The sequence below is a fragment of the Salimicrobium album genome (assembly GCF_900107115.1).
Lineage (GTDB): Bacteria > Bacillota > Bacilli > Bacillales > Halobacillaceae > Salimicrobium > Salimicrobium album.
On the sequence record NZ_FNOS01000002.1, the window covers coordinates 81,580 to 97,369 of the forward strand.

The window sequence follows — 15,790 nt, forward strand, 5'->3', positions numbered from 1 at the left end:
ACTAATGAAGAAATGTACAGGGGATACAAGGTATGATAGAGAAAAGTCAGAAATAGGGGGCAGGGGGAATGAAGAAAAAGATTTTGATAGTGGATGATGAAGAATCGATCGTCACCCTTCTCAAATACAATATAGAACAGGCCGGATATGAAACGGAAGTGGCGTACAACGGAGCTGAAGCGTTCGAAAAAGCTGCAGCCCAGACGTTCGATCTGATTGTACTTGATCTGATGTTACCCGAAGTGGAAGGGGTTGAAGTATGCAAGCGATTGAGGCAGAGACGTATCGAAACGCCGATTCTGATGCTGACGGCAAAAGATGAAGAGTTCGATAAAGTTTTTGGTCTGGAAATCGGAGCAGACGATTATATGACGAAACCTTTCAGTCCGAGAGAAGTGACAGCAAGAATTAAAGCTATTTTAAGACGTATCGATAAAAAAGAGAGCAGTGGAAAAGAGGAGCTGCTTACAGTCAAAGATCTTGAAATTTATCCTGCTCAGTATGAGGCTGCTATAAAAGGGGAATGGCTGACCCTCACTCCGAAAGAGTTCGAACTGCTATTGTATCTGGCCAGAAATCTCGGTCGGGTCCTGTCAAGAAATCAGTTGCTTCAGTACGTGTGGAATTATGACTTTGCCGGAGATACGAGAATCGTCGATGTACATGTAAGTCACTTGCGGGAGAAAATCGAACCGGTAACAAAAAAGCCCGCCTACATCAAAACGGTGCGCGGATTGGGTTACAAAATGGAGGATCCTTCCAAATATGAATAATAATGGACGAATACTACTTGTTTATGCTCTTATCATTCTAATACTTATGCTTTCTTTCGGTCTCGTCCTTGCCCAATACGCTCAGCAGTCTATCATAGAGGTAGTCGGCGAGAACGGAATGGAACGCGCGGAGGAAGCGTCCAGAAATATATGGTTTATGACGTTCATAATGATTTCTGTGATTGCTATGGCATTGATAACTATATGCTATCAGATATTCATCAAATACGTCGATCCTATGCGTAAAGCCACAGATACTGCGGAAGAGCTCTCCCATGGAAATTACAGGGCCCGGGCGGACTCGGGGGTATTCGGAGACGCCGGAAGACTCGGAGCAGTCATAAACGAACTGGGTAGACATCTGAAAGAACTGACGAGCGTCCAGGGAATGCAGGAAACGCGCTTAAGTGCTGTCATTAATCATATGAGCAGCGGTCTCGTCCTTATCGATGAAAAAGGTTATATTCAGCTGGTCAATGAATCTTTCATCCGCACTTTTAAAGAAGACAAAGCTTATTATCTTGATTACCTCTATCATGAAGTGGTTCCCCACGAGGAAGTTCAGAGTGTAGTGGAAAACGTTTATATGTTCGAAGAGCCGGACAGTCAGATGCTTACAATACAGCGGGGACTCGAAAGAAAATTTATACAGGTGAACGGCGCGCCTATTTTCAAAGAGAATAAACGGTGGCAGGGGGTCGTACTCGTATTTCATGACATTACGGAACTGAAGAAGCTGGAACAGATGCGAAAAGATTTTGTAGCCAATGTCTCCCATGAGCTCAAAACCCCGATAACATCGATAAGAGGTTTTGCTGAGACCCTTCTGGAGGGAGCTGCGGAAGACAAAGAAAAGAATGAACAGTTTTTGGGAATTATGCTGAAAGAAAGCACGAGACTGGAAACGCTCATTCATGACCTGCTTGAATTAACGAAAATAGAACGTGAAGATTTTCAACTGTCCCTCCAGCAGGTGAACATAACCGACCTGGTGATGGAGACGAAGAAACTCGTCCAGACTCAGGCAGACAGGAAGGGTATCCGTATTTCGGAACATTTGGATACAGATGCTGTCTGTGAAGGGGACTCTACCAGGATTAGGCAGGTGCTGATCAACATATTATCGAATGCGATTACTTACACACCGGACCGCGGCGAAATTAACGTGAGACTGCACGATGAAAAAGATCGGATCACTGTTTCCGTTTCCGACTCAGGGATAGGAATTCCTCCGGAAGAAATACCGCGACTATTCGAACGTTTTTATCGGGTGGACCGGGCCAGAAGCAGGAACTCGGGCGGAACCGGCCTTGGCCTTGCTATCGTTAAGCACATTATGGAGGCGCACCGGGGAGAAGTTTACGTACAGAGTGTGCCGGGAGAGGGTTCTGAGTTTACCCTCGTTTTTCACAAGGTAACAGGAGAAAAAATCTTTCCGGCCGAAGAGTAGTCCTGAAAAATAGTACTGCGGACAGAAGCGAATTGCTTCTGTCTTTTTTATCTTGAAGTCGGGACGTGGTAAAATGAGTATAGCAAAAAAGGTAGGAGTGACGTTATGGGAAATAAACTGGTTCTGATCGATGGTAACAGTATCGCTTATCGGGCGTTTTTCGCTTTACCCCTGTTGAACAATGACAAAGGCGTGTATACGAATGCGGTTTACGGTTTTACGACTATGCTGCTCAAAATTCTTGAGGAGGAATCCCCCGATCACATGTTAGTAGCATTTGACGCCGGGAAAACGACTTTTCGCCACAAAACTTACGAAGAATACAAAGGGGGCAGGCAAAAGACGCCTCCGGAACTCTCGGAACAGTTCCCTTTACTGCAGGAGCTGCTTGATTCTTTCGGTATAAGACATTACCAGCTTCCCCAGTACGAAGCGGATGATATTATCGGTACGCTTGCAAGAGAAGCGGAGAACCGGGGGGACGAAGTGACAGTCATTTCGGGAGATAAAGATCTGCTCCAGCTCGTCTCCGGAAATGTAACTGTCCGTCTTACGAAAAAAGGGATTACAAACGTGGAGACATATACACCCGGATTCCTTAAAGAGAAAATGGAGATAGATCCTGAGCAGGTCATTCATCTGAAAGCTCTGATGGGAGACAGTTCCGACAACATTCCGGGCGTCCCGGGCGTCGGTGAAAAGACAGCCGTCAAGTTGCTGAAACAATTCGGTACGCTTGAGAATCTGTATGATAATCTCGGGGAAGTAAGCGGAAAGAAACTGAAAGAAAAACTTGAAACGAACAAAAATGAAGCTTATATGAGTAAAAAGCTTGTAACTATCGAACTGGAAGCTCCGTTGGAAATAGCCTTAACGGATACGGCTTACACGGGCTATGAACCGTCTGCTGTCCGGAAGCAGTTCCAGGACCTCGGATTTGAATCTCTTATTAATCGCATCGGAAGTGATGAGGAAGAAAGCAAAGCGGAGATGATTTCCGTAGAGGTAGAAAAAGAAAAACCGCTGACTGAAGATATTCTCCTGGATGAAACTGCGCTTATTGTCGAGATTCTTGAAGATAATTACCACACTTCACCTGTAGAAGCGATCGTTCTTTCCAATGAGAAGGGTGTCTTCGCTTTTTCACCGGAACAGCTCATGGAGTCTGACACATTCAAAACGTGGGCAGCCGACAGCTCCAGGCATAAATGGGTGTTTGACGCCAAACGTACGCTGGTTGCTTTTAAACGTTACGGTATTCCGGTAGAAGGGATTACGTTCGATGTATTGCTGGCCTCCTATCTTGTGAATCCTGCCGTAAACAACCATGATATACCAGCCATCAGTCATCGTCTCGGCGAAACAGGCATCCCGACGGACGAGGAGGTATACGGCAAAGGGGCTAAGCGGAAAAGGCCGGAAGATGATGTGCTTTATGAACACGCCGGTCGTAAGGCTCTCATGCTGTACCGGTTGAAGTCCAACCTGGAAGAGCAGCTTAAGCAGAATAAGCAGGAAGAACTGTTCCACAATTTAGAAATGCCTCTGGCTTTGATACTTGGTGAAATGGAATACACAGGGGTGCGCGTCGATGTGGACCGGTTGAAGGAAATGGGAGAAGAGCTTGAAAGAAGACTTGAAGAAATCAAAAAAAGGATTTATGAACATGCCGGAGAGGAGTTTAATATCAACTCTCCTAAACAGCTTGGCCCTGTTCTTTTCGAGAAATTAGGACTGCCGCCGCTTAAGAAAACGAAGACGGGGTATTCGACAGCTGCAGATGTACTGGAGCAATTATCTTCCCAGCATGAAATCATCGATGAGATTCTTCTGTACCGGCAGCTGGGCAAACTTCAATCCACTTACATCGAAGGTTTGTTGAAGGTGGTTCACAAGGAGACCGGCAAAGTTCATACAAGGTTCAACCAGGCACTTACCCAGACAGGGAGATTGAGTTCCGCGGATCCGAACCTGCAGAATATCCCTATCCGGCTGGAAGAAGGAAGAAAAATCCGGCAGGCGTTCATCCCTTCCAGACAGGGGTGGGTCATATTTGCCAGTGATTATTCACAAATCGAGCTGCGTGTTCTGGCACACATGTCCGGAGACGAAAAACTGATTCAATCGTTTCAAGAGGGAGAAGACGTACACACCAAAACGGCGAGTGAAGTGTTCGGCGTAGCACCGGAAGAAGTTGATTCGGATATGCGGAGAAAAGCGAAAGCCGTGAACTTTGGTATCGTTTACGGGATTAGTGACTACGGCCTTTCCCAGAGTCTCGGAGTAAGCCGGAAAGACGCTCAGATTTATATCGATGCATATTTTAAAAGTTACCCGAAAGTAAAAGAGTATATGCAGGACACAGTTCAGCAGGCCAGGGAAGAAGGGTACGTGGAGACCCTTATGAACAGACGCAGATACCTTCCCGATATGAACAGTCGCAACTTCAATCGCAGGAATGCCGCTGAAAGGACGGCTATGAACACGCCGATCCAGGGGACCGCTGCCGATATAATCAAAAAAGCGATGATCGATATGGCAGCCCGTCTCAAGGAGGAGAAACTTGAAGCTACTATGCTTATGCAGGTGCATGACGAACTGATTCTTGAGGTGCCTGAGCTGGAAGTGGAGAAGGTAACGGAAGCTGTCAGAGAAGTGATGGAAGAAACGGTGGAACTTACTGTTCCTCTCGAAGTGGACCATTCTTACGGCAAGACCTGGTTCGACGCAAAATAGGAAGTGATGAAGGAGGGGAAAAAATGCCGGAACTGCCTGAGGTTGATGCAGTGAAACAGTCTTTGCTGAAACAGGTTACGGGAAAACGGATCAGTCGGGTAGAAGTTTTCTGGCCCTCTATAGTAAAAGTACCTGAAGACAGAAAACAGTTTGAAGAGATGCTCCAGGGACAGGAACTGCAAGGAGTGGACAGAAAGGGGAAATTCCTCATTCTCCACCTGGACGACTTTTCGCTTGTTTCTCACTTGCGGATGGAGGGCAAGTATTTTGTAAGAAACGGGGAAGAACCGAAAGACAAGCATACTCACATCATTTTCACATTCGAGGACGGGTCGAGTCTTCACTATAATGATGTAAGGAAATTTGGAACGATGCATCTGTTTGATAAAGGGGAAGAATATAATAACAAACCGCTTAATACGCTGGGGCCGGATCCTATCGAAGGACGGTTCACTCCGGAATATATGTATGAACAGCTTCAAAGAACCACCAGAAGAATCAAAACAATACTTCTTGATCAGAGTGTAGTGGCGGGATTCGGGAATATCTATGTGGACGAAACACTTTTCAGATCAGGCGTTCATCCGGAACGACTTGGGAGTTCTCTTGACAGGGAAACAGTGAAAAGAATAGTGGAGGAAGGAGAGAAAGTTATCAGGGAAGCGATGGAAGCCGGCGGCTCCACTATCCGCTCCTACAGCAGAAGTGACGGGAGCCGGGGAGAGTATCAGAACAAGTTGTTCGTGTACGGAAAAGAAGGGGAACCCTGTCCCGTCTGCCGGAGACCGATTACCAAAACAAAAGTAGGCGGACGCGGAACACACGTATGCTATTATTGTCAGGAATGAAGAAATTATAAGTACGCCATGAAACAGCTGAAGAATAAAAGAAGACCTGTTTTCCGGTCCGGCACTCCCCGGGCCGGAAGCCGGTACGCAGGAGGATCTTAAATGACTGTTGTGATAGGACTTACAGGAAGTATCGCCACCGGAAAAAGCACGGTTTCGCGTATGTTTGCGGAGTGGGATATACCTGTAATTGATGCGGACAAGCTTTCCAGAGAAGTGGTGGAACCAGGCGAAGCGGCCTATGAAAAAATTGTTGATTTTTTTGGTGATAAAGTATTGTTACATACTGGTGAGATAGACAGACCGGCTCTTGGGAAGATTATTTTCGGTGATGAAGAAAAAAGAAAGCAGCTGAATGCTATTGTACATCCCGAAGTGCGCAAAAGGATGATAGAAAAAAGGGAGTATTACAAGGAACAAGGGGAAAACGCGGTTGTGCTGGACATACCTCTTCTGTATGAAAGCGGGCTGACGGACTACGTCAACAGGACGATGGTGGTGTTCGTCGATGAGGGCGTACAGCTGCAGAGACTTATGGAAAGGGATGGTTCCGCCAGGGAAGATGCGAATGAAAGGATAGCTTCCCAAATAAATATCGAAGAAAAAGCGCGTATGGCAGATGCAGTGATTAATAACAATGGAAGTGTGGAAGAGACGAAGATCCAGGTAAGAAAACAGTTGGAAGAATGGGGGGTCCTGAAAAATCCTGAAAAATAACAGGATTTTTAATTACCTACTAACAAAAACGATTACAATATGATATACTATTTTTAAATTATGATGACACAATGGAGGGGTACTTATGGGTAAAGCAAAAGTAGCAATCAACGGACTTGGAAGAATCGGGCGGATGGTCCTGAGACAGTTGATTGACGATGATACAGTGGAATTGGCAGCTGTAAATGCGAGCTATCCACCGGAAACGCTGGCTCATATGATTAAATATGACAGCGTACACGGGAAACTGAATGCTGACATCGATCACACGGAGGAGGCACTGTACATCAATAATCATAAGATAGCTCTTTGCCAGGAACGGGACCCTGCTCAATTACCGTGGGGACAAATGGGCATTGATGTCGTTATAGAAGCTACCGGTAAGTTCCGGGAAAGAGATGCTGCTGCGAAACATTTAAGTGCCGGTGCCGAAAAAGTCATTATTACGGCTCCCGGAAAACAGGCTGACGCTACTATTGTAATGGGTGTCAACAATGAAGCATACGACCACCACAATCATCACGTAATTTCCAATGCTTCCTGCACGACGAACTGTCTTGCTCCGGTAGTGAAAATTCTCGAAGATGAGTTCGGCATTGTTGACGGTCTCATGACCACCGTGCACTCGTTCACCAACGACCAGCAGAATCTGGACAACCCGCATAAAGATTTGCGGCGTGCCCGGGGATGCACCCAGTCGATCATCCCTACTTCCACCGGGGCAGCCAGAGCTATCTCGGAAGTTGTGCCCGAACTTGAAGGGAAACTTAACGGTATGGCCTTACGCGTGCCGACGCCTAACGTTTCTCTTATCGATCTCGTAGTCGATTTGAAAGAAGACGTCACTAAGGAAGATGTAAACGAAACATTCAAAAGAGCGAGTGAAGACGGAATGAAAAATATTCTTTCCTATTCCGACGAACCCCTCGTTTCAATCGACTATACCTCTTCACCTTACTCTTCCATCATCGATGGTCTGACTACACAGGTGGTAGGAGACAGAAAAGTGAAGGTGCTTGCCTGGTACGACAACGAATGGGGATACTCCGCACGCACTGTCGATTTGACGAAAATGGTAGCAGAACAACTGATGAGCGAAAAAAAACAAAAAGTATCGTGACCTCAAAGCTAACGCTTTGAGGTTTCCTTTTTTTACGGGGGGATGTTACGATTTCAAAAAGGCAGTGGACCTGCTGAGTTCACTCAGCGGGGGAGACTGTAACGGGAATGTTCAGTTCGATTGACGCATGAAAGGGAGAAGAGGTCTGTCATGAATACATTGGGAAGACACATACTTGGGGACTTATGGAACTGTGATATTTCCTGTCTCGAAGATATCGACTATGTTGAGAAATTATTTGTACGGGCAGCTTTGAAAGCCGGTGCTGAAGTAAGAGAAGTTGCGTTTCACAAATTTGCTCCACAGGGAGTGAGCGGAGTTGTGCTGATTTCTGAGTCACATCTGACTATTCACAGCTTCCCGGAACACGGGTATGCAAGTATAGATATTTATACGTGTGGCGACCATCTGCAGCCGGAGGAAGCTTTCCATACTATTGTGGAAGGATTGAAGTGCCGTAAGTATGATATAAATGAAATCCGTCGGGGTGCCGTTTTTAATGGCTGAGCGTATAGTCAGTTTCGGTACGGAAGGAATCATGTTAAAATGATATATGTATAAAAACCCAGTGATGAGGAGAAGACTAAGTGAAAAATTTTATGTCAAGATATTTTTCCGATCACGCCGAGACGAGAGATCATCATCCGGATTCATCGTTGCAGACGAAATACTATAAAGCGAACAAAGATGAAATTTTCAGTATTGTTGAAGAGATGTTCCAGCCGCCTTCAAAAATAAAAGGTTCTTCCAGAGAGCGCGGCGAACTGACGGTGGAATACAGGGATGGAAGGAAAGCTTTTGTGGTTGTAACAATTATCATGGTCCGCCCCTACAGGAGCGCTGTCGATTTTTCAGTGACTACAGAATCAGCTCTTCCTTTTGATTTCGGATACAGTCATAAACTGGTGAGTCGGTTTTACGAAAAGCTGGAAGATAAATTACCAGTGGTGGAAAAAACTTAGATACATATACTTCTGAATAGTGGAGATGATGAATGGTGATATGCCCGAACTGTGGTGACAAAAATACGAGAGTGCTGGATTCCCGTCCCATAGAAGACGGGCATGCGATCAGAAGACGCCGGGAATGTGATAATTGCGATTTCCGCTTTACTACATTTGAACGAGTGGAAGAAGTGCCACTGATAGTAGTCAAAAAAGAGGGGACGAGAGAGGAATTCAGCCGTGAGAAACTGATGAGAGGGTTGATACGGGCTTGCGAGAAGCGTCCGGTAGCTGTTGAAGACCTGGAAGCAGTGACTCATGACATTGAAAAGGAACTCCGTAATCGCGGAGTGTCTGAAGTGAACAGTAAAGAAATCGGAGAGATGGTTATGAAGAATCTTTCTGAAATTGATGAAGTAGCATATGTCCGCTTTGCCTCTGTTTATCGTCAATTCAAGGATATCAACGTTTTCATTGATGAATTGAAAGACCTGATCAAACATGAAGAGAAAGAATGAGCCGCATCAGGCTCATTCTTTTTCAGCAGGAGGCAGCTTCATATGTGTAACTTCCGGACTATCAGACCACAGGTGAAATTTCAGTTTCCTCAGGCAGAAAGAAGTGAGATCAATGAATAAAGGAATCGGAAAACTGAATCCGAAAGATTGTTATATTTCCTTAAGTGCGCCTGGTCTCGAAGACAGAACGACGGTGCTGACTCATCTGTATCAGCCCGTTATAGGGCGCGAAGCTGTAACGTTGTTTCAATTTTTGGAAGGAGAAGCCAGGCTGTATGAAGGGGAACGGACCCATCATGCGCTGATGACCTATACGGGTCTGACGCTCGACAGGATCTACGAAGCCAGAATTCAGCTTGAAGCGATCGGTCTTCTGAAATCGTTCAGGAAGGAAGAGGAAAATCGCATCAGTTATGCGTACCATCTTGTCCCTCCTTTCTCAGCTTTCCAGTTTTTTAATGACCATATGCTCTCCCTCCTGCTTCTCCACAGAATAGGCGAGGAGAAATTCAATAAGTTGAAGCAGGCTTTTTCGTTTTCTTCTGTGCAACTGGACGAGTATATGGAAGTCACCGCTTCGTTCAGTGACGTCTTTTCTCCGGCAGCCTCTCTTCCGGAGGGTATGGACACAGGGGAAGAGACTGTACAGCAGCAGGGAGTGGCTCTCAAGGAGAGTGCCGTAGACCTTGAGTGGATCCAGAAAGCCCTTCAGGAACGTATGCTTCCTGCCGGGAAAATTTTAGGGAAAGAAAACAGCCGGCTCGTACATCAGCTGGCGGTGCTCTATAATATAAGTACGACGGATATGGAGAAGGCGGTTCTGTGGTCGGTTACGGAGCAGAATGAGCTGGATACAGAAGAGTTGAAAGCCTCCTGTCATGATCTCGGCCAGCGTGACGTTCCAACAGGACCTGCTCCTGAAAAGTTTGAAGAGAAAAAGGAAGAACAGGGGAAAGAGAAGGATAGCCCCGTTTCGAAAAACGAGAAATTCATCAGTATGCTCGAAAACATTACTCCAAAAGAACTGCTCGAGGATATGTCGAATGGAAACAAAGCAACGGACCAGGACGTGAAACTGATCAGGAACGTTATGACGGAACAGGGTCTTCCAAAAGGCGTAATGAACGTACTGATCCACTACGTACTGCTCAAGACGGATATGAAACTCTCAAAACCTTATCTTGAAAAAATTGCGAGTCATTGGGCACGAAAAAACGTGAAAACGGTAGATCAGGCTATGAATATGGCCAGAGCTGAACACAAGAAATACCAGGAGTGGAGTAAGGACAAAGGGATGAAGAAAAAGCGCAGTTCCGAAGTTCTCCCTGCCTGGTACAAGCAGGAAAAACACAAGGAAGAGCCCTATCCGAGACATGAGGATAAGGAAGAGCAGGGTGCTTCCGGCGAAGAAATTGCCCAGCGTATTCAACGCATCACCGAGAAACGGAAAGGCAGGTGAACCACGTGGAACCGATTCAGGAATCTTTGAAGAAATGGATGAGAGATAACAAATCGTTCAAAAACCGCATGAATCAGGCAAGACAGCAGGTGCTCGAAGCCCCGGAGGTCAAAAAACTGATTGAAGAAACAGAGGGACTGACGAGAACAGTGGCTGAGAAAAACCTGATTAAACTTCATGAATATCAGAACCAGTCGCTGGCCTGTGAGAAGTGTCCTTCCCGCGCCGAATGCATTAACATCTTACCCGGCTACGTGCCCCGTGTGGAAGTTCACGGAGAGGAAGTGAAGATCGCTTACGACAAATGTCCGAGACAGGTGAAAAAAGAAAGAGAAGAGAGACAGCGTTCCCTCGTCAAAAGTTTGTACATGCCTAAAGAGCTGCATGAAGCGACGTTGGAAAAACTGGATTTCACCGGCAGCGAGGAGAGAAATGAAGCAGTAATGAAAACTGTGGCCTACGTGGACCAGCTCGGGGAGAAACTTCCTCAAAAAGGACTGTACTTCCACGGGTTGTTTGGTGTAGGGAAAACGTATTTTCTCGGAGTTCTGGCCAATGAACTCAGTAATCACAACATCGAGACTATGGTGATTTACATGCCGGAATTCGTGAGGGAAATGAAAGCTTCGATTAAAGATGATTCTATTGCAAGTAAAGTGGATGCTTTCAAAAAAGTACCCGTTCTAATGCTGGATGACATTGGGGCAGAATCACAATCCGCCTGGTTCCGCGATGAAATACTCGGCTCTATTCTGCAGCACAGGATGATGGAAGGACTTCCCGTCTTCTTCACTTCCAATTACTCCCTTAAAGAACTGGAACAGGTGATGGGTCATACGAACAGAGGAGAAGTGGGTGCTTTGAAAGCGACGAGGATCATTGAAAGAATCCGTCAATTGAGCGACCCGGTGGAAGTGAGCGGTCCTAACCGGAGAAATGGTTAGGAAAGCTTGATTTAACCGCGGGAGAGGGCTATAATAACGACATAATGATAAATGAAAGCTTTGAAGAGGACATGATTGGTAAAGTACCTGTGGTTCAGAGAGAGAAGTCGTGGCTGGAAGCTTCTCCCGGAAGGATTATCAATTACCACCTCGGAGCTCTGACTGTGAACTGTGAGTAGCAGTCAGCGTATATCTGCGTTAAGGATAATGAAGACGCCTCAAGAAGGCGTGAATGATGGGTGGAACCGCGAGTTGATAACTCGCCCCTTTTGCGAAAGCAATTGTGGGCGGGTTATTTTATTTAGGGGAAAATTATTATACAGAAGGAGTGGCAGTAATGGCAGAATCGATCAGTATCCAGTTTCCGGATGGCAACGAGAAAACTTTCGACCGGGGGATAACAGGTGAGGAAATAGCTCACTCTATTTCTCCCGGGTTGAAAAAACAGGCGCTTGCTGTAAAACTTGACGGCGAAATGTACGATTTACGGCGCCCGATTGACAGGGACGCCTCCATCGAAATCGTAACGTATAAAAATCCGGAAGGGGTGGAAGTGTTAAGACACTCGACCGCCCACCTTATGGCTCAGGCCGTGAAGAGGGTGTTTGACGAGGATATTAATCTCGGAGTAGGTCCCGTAATCGAAGACGGTTTCTACTATGATATGGATCTGAATACATCCGTCACTCCCGAGGACCTGCCGGTAATTGAGAAAGAAATGCAGAAGATCGTTGATGAGAATTTGGAAGTGAAGCGATTTGAACTCAGCCGGGAAGAAGCGATACAGAAGTATAAAGAACTTGGGGATGACCTTAAAGTGGAACTTATAGAAGATATTCCTGAAGGAGAAACGATCAGTTTCTATCAGCAGGGTGAGTTCGTCGATCTCTGTCGCGGTGTTCATGTTCCGCAGACAAGCAAAATAAAGATCTTTAAACTGCTCAACATCTCAGGTGCATACTGGCGGGGAGACAGTGATAATAAAATGCTGCAGCGTATTTACGGTACAGCTTTTGAGAAACAGGAAGAGCTTGACGAATATCTTCGTTTAAGAGAAGAGGCAAAAGAGAGGGACCACCGCAAGCTTGGTAAGGAACTCGGCATTTTCACGGTCAGTCAGGAAGTCGGACAGGGGCTGCCTTTATGGCTTCCAAACGGTGCTACGATCCGTCGTACAATTGAGCGTTACATCGTGGATCTGGAGGAGAGATTGGGGTACAATCACGTCTATACTCCGGTTCTTGGAAGCGTGGATCTGTACAAAAAGAGCGGACACTGGGATCACTACAAAGAGGACATGTTCCCTACGATGGAGATGGACAATGAGGACCTCGTACTGCGGCCGATGAACTGCCCGCATCATATGATGGTCTATAAGAATGAATACTACAGCTACCGGAACCTGCCTGTCCGTATCGCGGAACTGGGTACGATGCACCGGCACGAAATGTCCGGCGCCCTTGCAGGGCTGCAGCGCGTCCGGGCTATGACGCTTAATGACGCTCACATCTTCGCCCGCCCTGATCAGCTGAAAGATGAGTTTAAACGCGTGGTCAGACTAGTCAGCGAGGTGTATCACGATTTCGGCCTGAACGACTATTACTTCCGTCTCTCTTATCGTGATCCTGAGGACAAGGAGAAATATGTGGATAACGATGAGATGTGGAATAAATCCCAGGCCATGCTGAAAGAAACGATGGATGAAATGGAGCTTGATTACGTGGAAGCGGACGGGGAAGCAGCTTTTTACGGTCCAAAACTGGATGTTCAGGTGAAAACGGCTCTCGGAAAAGATGAGACGCTCTCCACAGTCCAGCTCGACTTCCACCTGCCGGAAAGGTTCGACCTCACGTATGTCGGAGAAGACGGCAAAGACCACCGCCCTGTCGTTATTCATCGCGGTGTTGTCTCCACAATGGAGAGATTCGTAGCTTTCCTCATCGAGGAGTATAAGGGAGCGTTCCCGACGTGGCTTGCCCCTGAACAGGCGCGGATTATCCCGGTTTCGGCGGACGTCCACCTGGATTACGCCAAGCAGCTCGAAGACCGTCTGCGTCAGTCGGGAGTCCGGGTGAGCGTTGATGAACGTAACGAAAAAATCGGATATAAAATCCGTGAGGCCCAGACAGGAAAGATACCGTTCCAGCTTGTCGTCGGCGATAAAGAAATAGAAGCCGATTCTGTGAACGTACGCAGGTACGGAGAACAGGATTCGGAAACGAAAGAGGTCTCCACATTTATTGAAGAAGTAAGAAACGAGATAGATCATAAATTATTGCGGAAGTAATGAGGGGGAGGGGCAGATCATTCCTGCCCCTTTAAAATAAAGGTTTGACAATGGAAGCACTCGGTGATAATATATATTAGGTAAATGAATGAACGGATCTGAGACAAGAAGAAGCACCCGCTTCTCACCTGATCGACGCTCAATGAGCAGTTGGCAGGTTCAATTTCCCTGCTTTTCATCAGGGCTACGTGTGGGTGCAGTTATGTACCCGCACTTTTTTATGGAATCAACAACTTGTCGATGACAGATCTTGTTATGATTTTCCGAATATAATTTGGAGGTGGCTAGATATTAGCAAAAACGATAAGACGTTAATTAATGAGAAGATTCGTGCCAAGGAAGTTCGTCTCATAGACGTAAATGGCGACCAGCTTGGTGTCAAATCTCGTAATGAAGCGTTGGACATTGCTGCGAATGCAGAACTTGATCTCGTTATGGTTGCACCTAACGCGAAACCGCCGGTATGCCGGATCATGGATTACGGGAAATACCACTTTGAACAGCAGAAGAAAGAAAAAGAAGCCCGTAAGAAACAGACGACTATCAAACTCAAAGAAGTACGTCTGAGCCCGGGTATCGAAGAACACGATTTCAACACGAAATTACGTAACGCACGTAAGTTCCTTTCCAAAGGGGACAAAGTGAAAGCTTCCATCCGTTTCCGCGGTCGTGCCATCACACACAAAGAGCTTGGTCAAAAAGTACTTGACCGTATGGCTGATGAGTGTAAAGATGTAGCGCAGGTAGAAACGAAGCCGAAGATGGAAGGCAGAAATATGTTTATGATGCTTGCTCCACTTAACGAGAACAAGTAACCGACATCTAGTTAAAGGAGGAAATGGATATGCCAAAAATGAGAACTCATAAAGGCTCCCAGAAACGCTTTAAGAAAACAGGTAACGGGAAGGTTAAACGCTCCCACGCGTACACAAGCCACCTGTTTGCCAATAAGTCTCAAAAACAGAAGCGTAAATTGCGTAAAGATGCACTCGTATCTAACGGAGACTATCGTCGTATCAAGAACATGCTTCCGAAAAAATAATTTAAGTATCACAATCAGGAGGGATTATTATGCCACGCGTTAAAGGTGGAACAGTGACACGTCAACGTCGTAAACGTGTCTTAAAGCTAGCTAAAGGTTATTATGGTTCGAAACACGCCCTATTTAAAACAGCAAAACAGCAGGTAATGAAGTCAGGTCAGTATGCGTATCGTGACCGTCGTCAACGTAAACGTGACTTCCGTAAACTGTGGATCGCACGTATCAACGCTGCAGCACGCATGAACGACATTTCTTACAGTCGTCTTATGCACGGTCTGAAACTCGCAGAAGTAGAAGTGAACCGCAAAATGCTTGCGGATCTTGCAGTTAATGATGAAGCAGCCTTCACTTCTCTTGTAGACCAGGCTAAAACAGCTCTTAAATAAAACGCATTTTTCGAACGAAAGAAAGCCATCTCCCTAGTTTGGGAGATGGCTTTCTGTTTAGATAAAGTTTTACAAGTGTTATTTCTTCAGGACGGGTGGACGGGTATGAAAAAAGGCAAAGTAAGAACATACTTTCCTGCAGGTTTTTCTATTGTTTTTCAAACGGTCGTTGCAACAATGTTTTCATCGGATATTTCCATTCGATGGAGGCGTGAGGATAACGGATCAGAATTTCTTTTTCCAGAAAATAAAGATCTTCCCGTTCCATCCCCGTCAGCCTGTCCGGTTCTTTTGCGGAAACTGTAATGGAAACCACTTCGAAAGACTCTTCCGTAGCCCCGACATATTTCTCACCCTCAAAGATAGCTCCTTTGTAAGTGATAAAGAAATTGCGCTTCGGATTGTCTTCGTTATCTTCGAAGTAAAAACTGCGGTTTTCCACAGCCGTATTAAATTGCCGTTTCGGATCTTTGGCCAGCTGCACCATTGTATAGACGAGAAACAGGAGTGCAGCCAATAAAAGTATTCTGAATAAAATGACCATCATAGTAATCGTCCCCTTGTAG

16 protein-coding genes and 2 other annotated features are annotated in these 15,790 nt (G+C 46.0%); of the genes, 15 read left to right on the top strand and 1 reads right to left on the bottom strand.

What is annotated here, in order from left to right; translation table 11 throughout:
- The first annotated feature begins 68 nt into the window (after window positions 1–68).
- The 15 genes from BLU03_RS03855 (at window position 69) to rplT (ending at window position 15,224) form a co-directional block, all read left to right on the top strand.
- The gene (locus BLU03_RS03855) at window positions 69–773 is read left to right on the top strand and encodes a response regulator transcription factor (protein WP_093105717.1); all 705 of its coding nucleotides are present in this window, start codon (window positions 69–71) and stop codon (window positions 771–773) included.
- Entirely contained in the window at window positions 766–2,223 is a 1,458-nt protein-coding gene (gene pnpS, locus BLU03_RS03860; protein WP_008588574.1) for a two-component system histidine kinase PnpS, read from the top strand. Before BLU03_RS03855 ends, pnpS begins: the two co-directional genes overlap by 8 nt.
- 105 nt (window positions 2,224–2,328) lie before the next feature.
- Complete coding sequence (polA, locus tag BLU03_RS03865) at window positions 2,329–4,959, top strand: DNA polymerase I (protein WP_093105719.1); 2,631 nt, start codon at window positions 2,329–2,331, stop codon at window positions 4,957–4,959.
- A gap of 23 nt (window positions 4,960–4,982) precedes the next feature.
- On the top strand, window positions 4,983–5,807 hold the full coding sequence (mutM, locus tag BLU03_RS03870; protein ID WP_093105722.1) for a DNA-formamidopyrimidine glycosylase: 825 nt from the start codon (window positions 4,983–4,985) through the stop codon (window positions 5,805–5,807).
- Between the two features lie 102 nt (window positions 5,808–5,909).
- A complete protein-coding gene (gene coaE, locus BLU03_RS03875) occupies window positions 5,910–6,524 on the top strand; it encodes a dephospho-CoA kinase (protein WP_093105724.1) in 615 nt (204 codons plus the stop codon).
- An 85-nt stretch (window positions 6,525–6,609) separates the two neighbouring features.
- Window positions 6,610–7,644, top strand: a complete 1,035-nt coding sequence (locus tag BLU03_RS03880; RefSeq protein WP_008588581.1) for a glyceraldehyde-3-phosphate dehydrogenase — start codon at window positions 6,610–6,612, stop codon at window positions 7,642–7,644.
- A gap of 150 nt (window positions 7,645–7,794) precedes the next feature.
- Complete coding sequence (gene speD, locus BLU03_RS03885) at window positions 7,795–8,151, top strand: adenosylmethionine decarboxylase (RefSeq protein ID WP_076569728.1); 357 nt, start codon at window positions 7,795–7,797, stop codon at window positions 8,149–8,151.
- 80 nt (window positions 8,152–8,231) lie between these two features.
- Window positions 8,232–8,606 (top strand): cytosolic protein, encoded by a 375-nt coding sequence (locus tag BLU03_RS03890; RefSeq protein ID WP_084193838.1) that lies wholly within the window; start codon window positions 8,232–8,234, stop codon window positions 8,604–8,606.
- Between the two features lie 35 nt (window positions 8,607–8,641).
- Entirely contained in the window at window positions 8,642–9,106 is a 465-nt protein-coding gene (nrdR, locus tag BLU03_RS03895) for a transcriptional regulator NrdR (protein WP_040609205.1), read from the top strand.
- A gap of 112 nt (window positions 9,107–9,218) precedes the next feature.
- Window positions 9,219–10,565 carry a replication initiation and membrane attachment family protein gene (locus BLU03_RS03900; protein WP_076569730.1) on the top strand — a complete coding sequence of 449 codons (1,347 nt, stop codon included), beginning with the start codon at window positions 9,219–9,221 and terminating at the stop codon, window positions 10,563–10,565.
- Between the two features lie 5 nt (window positions 10,566–10,570).
- Window positions 10,571–11,509, top strand: coding sequence for a primosomal protein DnaI (gene dnaI / locus BLU03_RS03905; protein ID WP_093105727.1), 939 nt, complete (start codon window positions 10,571–10,573; stop codon window positions 11,507–11,509).
- A gap of 51 nt (window positions 11,510–11,560) precedes the next feature.
- Window positions 11,561–11,780 (top strand) — a binding site (T-box leader).
- Between the two features lie 66 nt (window positions 11,781–11,846).
- Entirely contained in the window at window positions 11,847–13,796 is a 1,950-nt protein-coding gene (gene thrS / locus BLU03_RS03910) for a threonine--tRNA ligase (RefSeq protein ID WP_093105730.1), read from the top strand.
- 99 nt (window positions 13,797–13,895) lie between these two features.
- Window positions 13,896–14,022: a sequence feature (ribosomal protein L20 leader region), on the top strand.
- A gap of 43 nt (window positions 14,023–14,065) precedes the next feature.
- Window positions 14,066–14,611, top strand: a complete 546-nt coding sequence (gene infC, locus BLU03_RS03915; protein WP_176765415.1) for a translation initiation factor IF-3 — start codon at window positions 14,066–14,068, stop codon at window positions 14,609–14,611.
- A 29-nt stretch (window positions 14,612–14,640) separates the two neighbouring features.
- Complete coding sequence (rpmI, locus tag BLU03_RS03920; RefSeq protein ID WP_008588599.1) at window positions 14,641–14,838, top strand: 50S ribosomal protein L35; 198 nt, start codon at window positions 14,641–14,643, stop codon at window positions 14,836–14,838.
- Between the two features lie 29 nt (window positions 14,839–14,867).
- Window positions 14,868–15,224 carry a 50S ribosomal protein L20 gene (rplT, locus tag BLU03_RS03925; protein WP_076569734.1) on the top strand — a complete coding sequence of 119 codons (357 nt, stop codon included), beginning with the start codon at window positions 14,868–14,870 and terminating at the stop codon, window positions 15,222–15,224.
- A gap of 148 nt (window positions 15,225–15,372) precedes the next feature.
- On the opposite strand, the gene BLU03_RS03930 is transcribed toward rplT, so the two are convergent.
- Window positions 15,373–15,771 (bottom strand): sigma-w pathway protein ysdB, encoded by a 399-nt coding sequence (locus tag BLU03_RS03930; RefSeq protein ID WP_093105733.1) that lies wholly within the window; start codon window positions 15,769–15,771, stop codon window positions 15,373–15,375.
- Window positions 15,772–15,790: the final 19 nt, after the last annotated feature.

Bases quoted from the DNA above. Each gene is read 5' to 3' on its own strand.
- polA (WP_093105719.1), top strand. From the start codon at position 2,329: ATGGGAAATAAACTGGTTCTGATCGATGGTAACAGTATCGCTTATCGG.
- rpmI (WP_008588599.1), top strand. From the start codon at position 14,641: ATGCCAAAAATGAGAACTCATAAAGGCTCCCAGAAACGCTTTAAGAAA.
- thrS (WP_093105730.1), top strand. From the start codon at position 11,847: ATGGCAGAATCGATCAGTATCCAGTTTCCGGATGGCAACGAGAAAACT.
- mutM (WP_093105722.1), top strand. From the start codon at position 4,983: ATGCCGGAACTGCCTGAGGTTGATGCAGTGAAACAGTCTTTGCTGAAA.
- BLU03_RS03900 (WP_076569730.1), top strand. From the start codon at position 9,219: ATGAATAAAGGAATCGGAAAACTGAATCCGAAAGATTGTTATATTTCC.
- BLU03_RS03855 (WP_093105717.1), top strand. From the start codon at position 69: ATGAAGAAAAAGATTTTGATAGTGGATGATGAAGAATCGATCGTCACC.
- BLU03_RS03930 (WP_093105733.1), bottom strand. From the start codon at position 15,771: ATGATGGTCATTTTATTCAGAATACTTTTATTGGCTGCACTCCTGTTT.
- speD (WP_076569728.1), top strand. From the start codon at position 7,795: ATGAATACATTGGGAAGACACATACTTGGGGACTTATGGAACTGTGAT.
- coaE (WP_093105724.1), top strand. From the start codon at position 5,910: ATGACTGTTGTGATAGGACTTACAGGAAGTATCGCCACCGGAAAAAGC.
- BLU03_RS03880 (WP_008588581.1), top strand. From the start codon at position 6,610: ATGGGTAAAGCAAAAGTAGCAATCAACGGACTTGGAAGAATCGGGCGG.
- rplT (WP_076569734.1), top strand. From the start codon at position 14,868: ATGCCACGCGTTAAAGGTGGAACAGTGACACGTCAACGTCGTAAACGT.
- pnpS (WP_008588574.1), top strand. From the start codon at position 766: ATGAATAATAATGGACGAATACTACTTGTTTATGCTCTTATCATTCTA.